Source organism: Pseudomonas sp. TMW22089 (assembly GCF_022496645.1).
GTDB classification, from domain to species: Bacteria; Pseudomonadota; Gammaproteobacteria; order Pseudomonadales; family Pseudomonadaceae; genus Aquipseudomonas; species Aquipseudomonas paraversuta.
Genome location: NZ_SCFG01000028.1, coordinates 37,736 through 48,935 on the forward strand (window position 1 = coordinate 37,736; position 11,200 = coordinate 48,935).

An 11,200-nucleotide genomic window follows, 5' to 3' on the forward strand; every position below is an offset into this window, starting at 1 on the left:
CCATGGCAGAAACAACCGCTTCGGGCTATATCCAGCACCACTTACAGAACCTGACCTTCGGGCAGCTACCTGATGGTGGCTGGGGCTTTGCTCACACCGTTGCAGAAGCTAAATCAATGGGCTTTTGGGCGTTCCATGTCGATACTCTCGGCTGGTCGCTGTTTGTCGGTCTGATTTTCATCCTCGTATTCCGCATGGCGGCCAAGAAGGCAACTTCCGGTCAACCAGGCGCACTGCAAAACTTCGTAGAGGTTTTGATTGAATTCGTTGATGGCAGTGTGAAAGACAGCTTCCATGGTCGCAGTGCCGTCATTGCACCACTGGCGCTGACCATTTTCGTCTGGGTATTCCTGATGAATGCCATCGACCTGGTACCGGTTGACTGGATTCCTCAGTTGGCGATGCTGATCACTGGCGACCCGCACATCCCTTTCCGTGCCGTACCGACGACAGATCCAAACGCGACCATGGGCATGGCCCTGTCGGTGTTTGCACTGATCATCTTCTACAGCATCAAAGTCAAAGGCATCGGCGGTTTCATCGGTGAACTGACCCTGCACCCGTTTGGCAGCAAGAATATCTTTATTCAGGCACTGCTGATTCCGGTGAACTTCCTGCTCGAATTCGTGACGCTGATTGCCAAGCCAATCTCGCTGGCTCTGCGTCTGTTCGGCAATATGTATGCTGGCGAACTGGTATTTATCCTGATCGCCGTAATGTTCGGCAGCGGCCTGCTTTGGCTTAGCGGTCTGGGCGTGGTGCTGCAATGGGCGTGGGCTGTATTCCACATCCTGATCATCACCTTGCAAGCGTTCATCTTCATGATGTTGACCATCGTCTACTTGTCGATGGCACACGAAGATAACCACTAAGACCCGTCTCGGCGAGTCTGGCGCCCCCTGCTCCGGCATGGGGGTGTCGCAAAATGATTTTGTTTTACCGCTTTAATCTAAAAAACCTAAACCATACGACGTAAAAGTCGGGAGGAAAGATGGAAACTGTAGTTGGTCTAACCGCTATCGCTGTTGCACTGTTGATCGGCCTGGGCGCACTGGGTACCGCAATTGGTTTCGGCCTGTTGGGCGGCAAGTTCCTGGAAGGCGCAGCGCGTCAGCCAGAAATGGTTCCAATGCTGCAAGTTAAAATGTTCATCGTTGCCGGTCTGCTCGACGCCGTAACCATGATCGGTGTTGGTATTGCACTGTTCTTCACCTTCGCGAACCCCTTCGTTGGTCAACTCGCTGGCTAATCACTCGAATTTTCGAGTTGATTAGAGTGATGGACAACGAACGAGCGAGGTGTTGGCGTGAACATTAATGCAACCCTGATTGGCCAGTCCGTTGCGTTCTTCATTTTTGTACTGTTTTGCATGAAGTTCGTGTGGCCTCCGGTCATCGCGGCATTGCAAGAACGTCAGAAGAAGATTGCGGCTGGACTGGACGCTGCTAACCGAGCAGCTCGCGACCTGGAGTTGGCCCAAGATAAAGCGGGTCAACAACTGCGCGAAGCTAAGGCTCAAGCAGCTGAAATCATTGAGCAAGCCAAGAAACGCGGTACTCAGATCGTAGACGAAGCCCGTGAACAGGCTCGCGTTGAAGCTGACCGTGTGAAGGCTCAGGCTCAGGCCGAGATCGAACAGGAAATCAACAGTGTCAAAGACGCGCTGCGCACCCAATTGGGTAGCCTGGCCGTTGAAGGCGCTGAAAAGATCCTGGGTGCCACAATCGATCAAAACGCGCACGCGGAGCTGGTTAATAAACTGGCTGCTGAAATTTAAGCGAGGGCGATCATGGCAGAATTGACCACGTTGGCCCGACCTTACGCTAAGGCAGCCTTCGAGCACGCCCAGGCCCACCAGCAACTGGCCTCTTGGTCAGCCATGCTCGGCCTGGCTGCAGCAGTGTCGCAAGACGACACTATGCAGCGCGTGCTCAAGGCCCCGCGACTGACGAGCGCAGAAAAGGCCGCCACGTTTATTGACGTGTGCGGCGACAAGTTCGATGTAAAAATGCAGAACTTCATCAACGTCGTTGCCGAAAACGACCGTCTCCCGCTATTGCCGGAGATCGCCGCTCTGTTTGACCTGTACAAGGCTGAACAAGAGAAGTCGGTAGACGTAGAAGTGACCAGTGCTTTTACATTGGACCAAGAACAGCAAGACAAACTCGCCAAGGTTCTCAGTGCACGACTCAACCGGGAAGTGCGCCTGCAAGTTGCGGAGGATGCCAGCCTTATAGGTGGTGTCATCATCCGCGCCGGCGACCTGGTTATCGATGGCTCGGTTCGCGGAAAACTCGCAAGCCTTGCCGAAGCATTGAAATCTTGAGTTTGAAGGGGCAGCAGAGCAATGCAGCAACTCAATCCTTCCGAAATAAGTGAAATTATCAAGGGCCGCATCGAAAAACTCGATGTGACCTCCCAAGCCCGTAACGAAGGCACCATCGTCAGCGTATCTGACGGTATTGTGCGGATTCACGGTCTGGCCGACGTAATGTACGGCGAGATGATCGAGTTTCCGGGCAGCGTCTTCGGCATGGCCCTCAACCTGGAGCAAGACTCTGTAGGTGCTGTTGTATTGGGCGCATACACGACTCTGGCTGAAGGCATGAGCGCCAAGTGCACTGGCCGCATCCTGGAAGTTCCGGTTGGTAAGGAACTGCTGGGTCGCGTAGTCGACGCACTGGGTAACCCAGTTGATGGCAAAGGTCCGCTGAACAACACCGAGACTGATGCAGTCGAGAAAGTTGCTCCAGGCGTGATCTGGCGTAAGTCGGTAGACCAGCCTGTACAGACTGGCTACAAGGCTGTCGATGCCATGATCCCTGTCGGCCGTGGCCAGCGTGAGCTGATCATCGGTGACCGTCAGATCGGTAAAACCGCTCTGGCGATCGACGCGATCATCAACCAGAAGAACAGCGGCATTTTCTGTGTATACGTAGCGATCGGTCAGAAGCAATCGACCATCGCCAACGTGGTTCGCAAGCTGGAAGAAAACGGCGCGTTGGCTAACACCATCGTCGTTGCTGCCAGTGCTTCCGAATCCGCAGCGCTGCAGTTCCTGGCACCGTACTCCGGTTGCACCATGGGCGAATACTTCCGCGACCGCGGTGAAGACGCACTGATCGTTTATGACGATCTGTCCAAGCAAGCAGTGGCTTACCGCCAGATTTCCCTGCTGCTGCGCCGTCCACCAGGCCGTGAAGCTTACCCGGGCGACGTGTTCTATCTCCACTCCCGTCTTCTGGAGCGCGCATCCCGCGTATCCGAAGAGTACGTAGAGAAGTTCACCAACGGCGCAGTGACCGGCAAAACCGGTTCCCTGACCGCACTGCCGATCATCGAAACTCAAGCTGGCGACGTTTCCGCGTTCGTTCCGACCAACGTGATTTCCATCACTGACGGTCAGATCTTCCTGGAATCGGCCATGTTCAACTCCGGGATCCGTCCTGCAGTGAACGCCGGTGTTTCGGTATCCCGTGTGGGTGGTGCCGCTCAGACCAAGATCATCAAGAAGCTGTCCGGTGGTATCCGTACCGCTCTGGCTCAGTACCGTGAACTGGCGGCATTCGCCCAGTTCGCATCTGACCTGGACGAAGCGACCCGTAAGCAACTTGAGCATGGTCAGCGCGTTACCGAGCTGATGAAGCAGAAGCAATACGCACCAATGTCGATCGCTGACATGGCGCTGTCGCTGTATGCCGCTGAGCGTGGGTTCCTGACTGACGTCGAAATCACCAAGATCGGTAGCTTTGAACAAGCGCTGATTGCTTACTTCAACCGCGATCACGCCGAGCTTATGGCGAAGATCAACGTTAAAGGTGACTTCAATGACGAAATCGATTCTGGCATCAAAGCCGGCATCGAGAAGTTCAAGGCCACCCAAACCTGGTAAGCCGCAGCGGGAGCCGCAAGGCTCCCGCTTGCTAACCTGATAGGTGTTACATGGCAGGCGCAAAAGAGATTCGCAGTAAGATTGCGAGCATCAAAAGCACGCAAAAGATTACCAGCGCCATGGAAAAAGTGGCGGTCAGCAAAATGCGCAAGGCACAAATGCGCATGGCTGCTAGCCGTCCTTATGCGGAGCGCATCCGCCAGGTTATTGGGCATTTGGCCAACGCCAACCCGGAATACCGCCACCCTTTCATGATCGACCGCGAAGTTAAGCGTGTGGGTTATGTGGTTGTGAGCAGTGACCGTGGCTTGTGCGGTGGTTTGAATACCAACCTGTTCAAGGCTTTGGTCAAGGACATGGCGGTAAACCGTGAAAACGGCGTCGAGATTGATCTGTGCGTGGTCGGCAGCAAAGGTGCGGCTTTTTTCCGTAACTTCGGCGGTAACGTCGTCGCTGCAATCAGCCATCTGGGTGAAGAACCGTCGATCAATGATTTGATCGGCAGCGTTAAGGTGATGCTGGATGCTTACCTGGAAGGCCGTATTGATCGCCTGTCCGTGGTGTCCAACAAGTTTATCAACACCATGACGCAACAGCCTACTGTGGAGCAATTGATTCCACTGGTGGCGACCCCGGATCAAGAACTCAAGCACCACTGGGACTATCTCTACGAACCGGACGCCAAAGAGCTGCTAGACGGCTTGATGGTTCGTTACGTGGAGTCGCAGGTGTACCAGGCGGTGGTCGAGAACAGTGCAGCTGAACAAGCTGCGCGGATGATCGCGATGAAGAACGCCACTGATAACGCCGGTGATTTGATCAGCGATTTGCAGCTGATCTACAACAAGGCGCGTCAGGCTGCGATCACCCAAGAGATCTCGGAAATCGTCGGCGGCGCTGCCGCGGTTTAACGGTTCAAATATTCAGAGGATCCAGCTATGAGTAGCGGACGTATCGTTCAAATCATCGGCGCCGTGATCGACGTGGAATTTCCACGCGAAAACGTACCGAGCATCTACAACGCGCTGAAAGTACAAAGCGCGGCCGGAACCACTCTGGAAGTTCAGCAGCAGCTGGGCGACGGCGTGGTTCGTACCATTGCGATGGGTTCCACCGAGGGCTTGAAGCGCGGTCTGGAAGTCACCGACACTGGCGCAGCCATCTCCGTACCGGTCGGTAAAGCGACTCTGGGCCGGATCATGGACGTTCTGGGCAACCCGATCGACGAAGCTGGTCCGATTGATACCGAAGAGCGCTGGGGCATTCACCGTCCTGCACCGTCCTTCGCTGATCAAGCGGGCGGCAACGACCTTCTGGAAACCGGCATCAAGGTTATCGACCTGATCTGCCCGTTTGCAAAAGGCGGTAAGGTTGGTCTGTTCGGTGGTGCCGGTGTAGGCAAAACCGTAAACATGATGGAACTGATCCGTAACATCGCCATGGAACACAGCGGTTACTCTGTGTTTGCTGGTGTGGGCGAGCGTACCCGTGAGGGTAACGACTTCTACCACGAGATGAAGGACTCCAACGTTCTGGACAAAGTGGCACTGGTTTACGGTCAGATGAACGAGCCGCCGGGTAACCGTCTGCGCGTAGCACTGACCGGCCTGACCATGGCCGAGAAGTTCCGTGACGAAGGTAACGACGTACTGTTGTTCGTTGACAACATCTACCGTTACACCCTGGCCGGTACTGAAGTATCCGCACTGCTGGGCCGTATGCCTTCCGCAGTAGGTTACCAGCCGACCCTGGCTGAAGAGATGGGTACTCTGCAAGAGCGCATCACTTCGACCAAGAACGGTTCGATCACTTCGATCCAAGCGGTATACGTACCTGCGGATGACTTGACTGACCCGTCGCCGGCGACCACCTTCGCCCACTTGGACGCCACTGTCGTACTGTCCCGTGACATCGCATCCCTGGGTATCTACCCGGCGGTGGATCCACTGGATTCGACTTCGCGCCAGCTGGACCCGATGGTAATCGGCCAGGAACACTACGACACCGCTCGCGGCGTTCAGTACGTGTTGCAGCGTTACAAAGAACTGAAGGACATCATTGCGATCCTGGGTATGGACGAGCTGTCGGAAGTCGACAAGCAGTTGGTATCCCGCGCTCGTAAGATCCAGCGTTTCTTGTCTCAGCCGTTCTTCGTGGCAGAAGTCTTCACTGGCGCTTCGGGTAAATACGTTTCCCTGAAAGACACCATTGCTGGCTTCAAAGGCATCCTCAACGGTGACTACGACCACCTGCCAGAACAAGCGTTCTACATGGTCGGCGGCATCGAAGAAGCGATCGAGAAAGCCAAGAAACTGTAATTCCGGCGCCCGGTAACGGGCGCTAATCAGGTTGAGGCAATCAGATGGCTAATATGATGACAGTCCATTGCGATATCGTCAGTGCGGAAGGAGAAATCTTTTCCGGTCAGGTCGAGATGGTGATTGCGCACGGCAGCCTGGGTGATCTTGGTATCGCTCTGGGTCACGCTCCGCTGATCACTGAACTCAAGCCAGGTCCGATCCGCCTGATCAAAATGGGTGGAGAAGCCGAGGTGTTTTACATCTCTGGTGGTTACCTCGAGGTTCAGCCGAACATGGTCAAGGTTCTTGCCGACACCGTGCAACGTGCTGCCGACCTGGATGAAGCCTCCGCTCAGGCCGCCGTCAAGGCAGCCGAGAAGGCACTGAACGAGAAAGGCGCAGATTTCGATTACGGATCTGCTGCTGCACGTCTGGCCGAGGCCGCAGCTCAGCTGCGCACCGTCCAGCAAATCCGCAAAAAGTTCGGCGGCTAAGCCTCCTGCTTCATTGTGTGATTGATTAAAAAGGGTAGCCTCGGCTACCCTTTTTCTTTTTCCGCGAATTACTTCTGGTCGCAGCCGCTGACCACCCAGGATTGGTAGCCAGTCATGTCTCTCGATATCGTTATTCTCGCTGCAGGTCAGGGCACCCGCATGCGTTCGGCCCTGCCCAAGGTTCTGCATCCCGTCGCCGGAAACTCCATGCTCGGGCATGTTATCCACAGCGCCCGGCAACTCAAACCGAGAGGCATCCACGTGGTCATCGGGCACGGGGCCGAATTGGTCCGTGAACGCCTGGCGGCCGATGATCTGAACTTTGTATTGCAAGACAAGCAGCTGGGCACAGGGCATGCCGTCGCCCAGGCGCTGCCATTTCTGACCGCGCAGAACGTACTGATTCTGTACGGCGATGTACCCCTGATCGAGGTGCCGACCCTGGAGCGCCTGCTGAAACAGGTAGGCCCGGAGCAGCTGGGTTTGTTGACCGTTAACCTGGCGGACCCGACCGGCTATGGCCGCATCGTGCGTGACGCCGAAGGCAAGGTCTGCGCCATTGTCGAGCACAAGGACGCCACCGAGGCTGAACGTGCGATCACTGAAGGCAATACTGGCATTCTGGCATTGCCCACTGGACGTCTGGCTGACTGGATGAGCCGGCTGTCGAATAACAATGCACAGGGCGAGTACTACCTGACCGATGTGATCGCGATGGCAGTTGCTGATGGTCTGGTGGTGGCCACTGAGCATGCCCACGACCCGATGGAAGTGCAGGGCGCCAACGACCGTAAACAACTCGCGGAGTTGGAGCGTCATTACCAGCTACGTGAAGCCCGTCGCCTGATGGCCCTGGGTGTGACCCTGCGTGATCCGGCGCGCTTCGATGTGCGCGGTGAAGTCACGGTCGGGCGCGATGTCATGATTGATATCAACGTGATTCTCGAAGGCCGTGTGGTCATCGAAGATGACGTGGTGATTGGTCCCAACTGTGTGATCAAAGACAGCACCCTGCGTAAAGGGGTGGTGGTCAAGGCCAATAGCCATATCGACGGTGCCGTGATGGGCGAGGGCAGCGATGCCGGTCCTTTTGCCCGTTTGCGTCCGGGTAGCGTGCTTGATGCCCGCGCCCATGTGGGTAACTTTGTAGAGTTGAAAAACGCCCACCTCGGCGAAGATGCCAAGTGCGGTCACCTGACTTACCTGGGCGATGCCGAAGTTGGGGCGCGTACCAACATCGGCGCGGGCACCATCACCTGCAATTACGATGGCGCCAACAAATGGAAGACCGTGTTGGGAGCCGACGTATTTATTGGTTCGAACAACTCGTTGGTGGCACCTGTGGATATCTCCAGCGGAGCCACCACGGCAGCCGGATCGACCATTAATCAGGACGTAGCCGTCGAACAGCTGGCCGTTGGTCGGGCACGGCAACGCAATATCGATGGCTGGAAGCGCCCGGTAAAGCTGCCAAAGCCTTGATTTGAAGTTATCCACAAGCGAAAACAGTGTTTTTGTGGGTAAAACAGGTTGTCGTATAACTGTTTAAAATCAGCAAGTTAGCAAAAGCCTTATCCACTGCCTGTGGATAAGGCTTTGTTTTATCCGCGTCTATATCAGCCAATCGCCCCGCCCTGCGCCAGCTCAGCGAGTTATTCACTGCTTAAAAGCTACAAAAAATTGTTGACGCTGATTACGGGATCGGGTCTCATTGCTTTCGTTATCTTTCGAAACGAAACTTAGGCTCTCATGTCGAAACGCAATACGCCTCAACGCCGCCACAACATCCTGGCTTTGCTTGCGCAGCAAGGTGAAGTCAGTGTGGATGAGCTGGCCAAGCGCTTCGAAACTTCCGAAGTGACGATCCGCAAGGATTTGGCCGCACTCGAAAGTAACGGTCTGCTGCTGCGTCGTTACGGTGGTGCCATCACCATGCCGCAAGAGTTGGTGAGTGATCCCGCCCAGCCCGTTTCTCTTTATAAGCAAGCCATTGCCCGTGCGGCGGTTGGCCTGATTCGGGAACATGCGCGCATCATCATCGACAGCGGCACCACCACCGCTTCGATGATTCCACAATTGGGCCAGCAACCTGGTCTTGTGGTAATGACCAATTCGTTGCATGTCGCCAGGGCCCTGAGCGAACTCGAACATGAACCCGTGCTGTTGATGACCGGCGGTACCTGGGACCCTCATTCCGAGTCCTTCCAGGGCCAGGTGGCTGAGCAGGTGCTGCGTTCATACGATTTCGATCAATTATTTATCGGCGCTGATGGCATCGATCTGTTGCGTGGCACCACAACTTTTAACGAATTGTTGGGCCTGAGCCGAGTCATGGCCGAGGTCGCGCGTGAAGTGATTGTGATGGTCGAGTCCGACAAAATTGGTCGCAAGATACCCAACCTGGAACTGCCCTGGAGCAGCGTCCATACCCTTATTACAGATGATCGCTTGTCCATGGAGGCACGCGAACAGATTCAGGCCCGGGGCATAACACTGTTATGCGCCGCCCTAAGCTAGGAGAATATTATGTGTGGAATCGTTGGCGCAGTCGCTGAACGCAATATCACGGCCATTCTGCTTGAAGGCCTGAAACGTCTTGAATACCGGGGCTACGACAGCGCCGGTGTAGCAGTGTTTACCCACAACGGTACGCTGGAACGCATGCGCCGCAATGGCAAAGTGGCCGAGCTGGAACAAGCTCTGGCCGGTGAGCCGCTGATGGGGCGCCTGGGCATTGCCCACACCCGTTGGGCGACCCATGGTGCACCCAGCGAGCGTAATGCTCACCCGCATTTTTCGGGTTCCGACCTGGCTGTCGTGCACAACGGCATCATTGAAAACTACGAAGCCCTGCGCGAACAGCTCAAAGGCTTGGGTTATGTGTTCACGTCGGACACCGATACTGAAGTGATCGCACACCTGCTCAATCACAAACTCAAAGATCAAAGCGACCTGACCGAAGCCTTGAAAGCCACGGTTAAAGAGCTGCACGGTGCATACGGCCTGGCCGTCATCAGTGCCAAACAGCCGGATCGTCTGGTTGCTGCACGCAGTGGCAGCCCGCTGGTGATTGGCCTGGGCCTGGGTGAAAACTTCCTGGCTTCCGATCAATTGGCATTGCGCCAGGTCACTGACCGCTTCATGTACCTGGAAGAAGGCGATATCGCTGAAATCCGCCGTGACAGCGTGCAAATCTGGGACGTGAACGGTAAAAGCGTGCAGCGTGAAACCGTGCAGTACCGTGATGGTGCTGAAGCTGCGGACAAAGGCGAATACCGTCACTACATGCTCAAGGAAATTCACGAGCAACCAGCGGTGGTGCAACGCACCCTGGAAAACCGCCTGGGCCAGGACCACGTACTGGTTCAGGCATTCGGTCCACAGGCTGCTGAATTGTTCGCCAAAGTGCGTAATGTTCAGATCGTTGCCTGTGGTACCAGCTATCACGCGGGGATGGTTGCCCGATACTGGCTCGAAAGTCTGGCCGGAATTCCGTGCCAGGTTGAAGTGGCCAGCGAGTTCCGTTATCGCAAGGTCGTGGTCCAGCCTGACACCCTGTTTGTTTCGATCTCGCAATCGGGCGAAACCGCAGACACCCTGGCTGCACTGCGTAACGCCAAAGAACTGGGTTTCCTCGCCAGCCTGGCGATTTGTAACGTTGGTATCAGCTCACTGGTACGTGAGTCTGACCTGACCCTGCTGACCCAGGCGGGTCGCGAAATTGGTGTGGCGTCGACCAAAGCCTTCACCACCCAGCTGGTTGGCTTACTGTTGCTGACCCTGTCTTTGGGGCAGGTGCGTGGCACTCTTGAAGCCGGTGTCGAAGCGCAACTGGTTGAAGAACTGCGCCGCCTGCCTGCGCGTTTGGGTGAAGCACTGGCGATGGATGCCACGATTGAGAAAGTCGCCGAACTGTTTGCCGACAAGCACCACACCTTGTTCCTGGGGCGTGGCGCGCAGTTCCCGGTAGCGATGGAAGGTGCTCTCAAGCTGAAAGAAATTTCCTATATCCACGCCGAAGCTTACCCGGCAGGCGAGTTGAAGCATGGTCCGCTGGCACTGGTGGATAACGACATGCCGGTGGTCACCGTGGCGCCGAACAACGAACTGCTGGAAAAACTGAAGTCCAACCTGCAGGAAGTTCGTGCCCGTGGCGGTGAACTGATTGTGTTCGCTGACGAGCAAGCAGGTATGACCAATGGCGAAGGCACCCATGTGATCAACATGCCGCACATCCATGATGTACTGGCGCCGATCCTCTACACCATCCCGCTGCAACTGCTGTCTTACTACGTTGCCGTGCTCAAAGGCACCGATGTGGATCAGCCACGCAACCTAGCCAAATCGGTCACCGTGGAATAAGCAGTTAGCGTTGAGCGTAATTGGATTTAGGGAAGGTCTGAAGTAAGCAGCCGTTTTTAACGGTCTAGCTGTCTGAGGTTCAAAAAACACCGACTTAATCGAAAAACAGACCTTTCCTCCTGTCAGTTCACTATTTTTTGCGGAAGAGCACC

At 55.6% G+C, this 11,200-nt stretch carries 11 protein-coding genes; all 11 read left to right on the forward strand.

From position 1 onward, the window contains the following. Positions 1–2 precede the first annotated feature (2 nt). On the forward strand, positions 3–872 hold the full coding sequence (atpB, locus tag EQV90_RS19370) for a F0F1 ATP synthase subunit A (protein ID WP_161719247.1): 870 nt from the start codon (positions 3–5) through the stop codon (positions 870–872). Between the two features lie 119 nt (positions 873–991). Continuing rightward, the gene (gene atpE / locus EQV90_RS19375; RefSeq protein ID WP_002555987.1) at positions 992–1,249 is read left to right on the forward strand and encodes a F0F1 ATP synthase subunit C; all 258 of its coding nucleotides are present in this window, start codon (positions 992–994) and stop codon (positions 1,247–1,249) included. A gap of 57 nt (positions 1,250–1,306) precedes the next feature. Further along, a complete protein-coding gene (locus tag EQV90_RS19380; protein WP_003437998.1) occupies positions 1,307–1,777 on the forward strand; it encodes a F0F1 ATP synthase subunit B in 471 nt (156 codons plus the stop codon). A 12-nt stretch (positions 1,778–1,789) separates the two neighbouring features. Continuing rightward, entirely contained in the window at positions 1,790–2,326 is a 537-nt protein-coding gene (locus EQV90_RS19385) for a F0F1 ATP synthase subunit delta (protein WP_003437999.1), read from the forward strand. A gap of 21 nt (positions 2,327–2,347) precedes the next feature. Next, positions 2,348–3,892 carry a F0F1 ATP synthase subunit alpha gene (atpA, locus tag EQV90_RS19390; RefSeq protein WP_003438001.1) on the forward strand — a complete coding sequence of 515 codons (1,545 nt, stop codon included), beginning with the start codon at positions 2,348–2,350 and terminating at the stop codon, positions 3,890–3,892. 50 nt (positions 3,893–3,942) lie between these two features. Next, on the forward strand, positions 3,943–4,803 hold the full coding sequence (gene atpG, locus EQV90_RS19395; protein WP_003438003.1) for a F0F1 ATP synthase subunit gamma: 861 nt from the start codon (positions 3,943–3,945) through the stop codon (positions 4,801–4,803). Positions 4,804–4,830: 27 nt separating this feature from the next. Beyond that, positions 4,831–6,210, forward strand: a complete 1,380-nt coding sequence (gene atpD / locus EQV90_RS19400; protein WP_003438005.1) for a F0F1 ATP synthase subunit beta — start codon at positions 4,831–4,833, stop codon at positions 6,208–6,210. 56 nt (positions 6,211–6,266) lie between these two features. Further along, on the forward strand, positions 6,267–6,686 hold the full coding sequence (locus EQV90_RS19405; protein ID WP_003438007.1) for a F0F1 ATP synthase subunit epsilon: 420 nt from the start codon (positions 6,267–6,269) through the stop codon (positions 6,684–6,686). Positions 6,687–6,800: 114 nt separating this feature from the next. Then, a complete protein-coding gene (gene glmU, locus EQV90_RS19410) occupies positions 6,801–8,168 on the forward strand; it encodes a bifunctional UDP-N-acetylglucosamine diphosphorylase/glucosamine-1-phosphate N-acetyltransferase GlmU (protein WP_003438009.1) in 1,368 nt (455 codons plus the stop codon). 267 nt (positions 8,169–8,435) lie between these two features. Further along, positions 8,436–9,203, forward strand: a complete 768-nt coding sequence (locus EQV90_RS19415; RefSeq protein ID WP_003438010.1) for a DeoR family transcriptional regulator — start codon at positions 8,436–8,438, stop codon at positions 9,201–9,203. 9 nt (positions 9,204–9,212) lie between these two features. Beyond that, positions 9,213–11,048: a glutamine--fructose-6-phosphate transaminase (isomerizing) gene (gene glmS, locus EQV90_RS19420; RefSeq protein ID WP_003438011.1), complete on the forward strand. Its 1,836-nt coding sequence runs from the start codon at positions 9,213–9,215 to the stop codon at positions 11,046–11,048. Positions 11,049–11,200 lie beyond the last annotated feature (152 nt).

Coding starts and splice junctions, on each gene's coding strand:
- glmS (WP_003438011.1), top strand. CDS start 9,213: ATGTGTGGAATCGTTGGCGCAGTCGCTGAACGCAATATCACGGCCATT.
- EQV90_RS19415 (WP_003438010.1), top strand. CDS start 8,436: ATGTCGAAACGCAATACGCCTCAACGCCGCCACAACATCCTGGCTTTG.
- glmU (WP_003438009.1), top strand. CDS start 6,801: ATGTCTCTCGATATCGTTATTCTCGCTGCAGGTCAGGGCACCCGCATG.
- atpE (WP_002555987.1), top strand. CDS start 992: ATGGAAACTGTAGTTGGTCTAACCGCTATCGCTGTTGCACTGTTGATC.
- atpA (WP_003438001.1), top strand. CDS start 2,348: ATGCAGCAACTCAATCCTTCCGAAATAAGTGAAATTATCAAGGGCCGC.
- EQV90_RS19405 (WP_003438007.1), top strand. CDS start 6,267: ATGACAGTCCATTGCGATATCGTCAGTGCGGAAGGAGAAATCTTTTCC.
- atpG (WP_003438003.1), top strand. CDS start 3,943: ATGGCAGGCGCAAAAGAGATTCGCAGTAAGATTGCGAGCATCAAAAGC.
- atpD (WP_003438005.1), top strand. CDS start 4,831: ATGAGTAGCGGACGTATCGTTCAAATCATCGGCGCCGTGATCGACGTG.
- atpB (WP_161719247.1), top strand. CDS start 3: ATGGCAGAAACAACCGCTTCGGGCTATATCCAGCACCACTTACAGAAC.
- EQV90_RS19385 (WP_003437999.1), top strand. CDS start 1,790: ATGGCAGAATTGACCACGTTGGCCCGACCTTACGCTAAGGCAGCCTTC.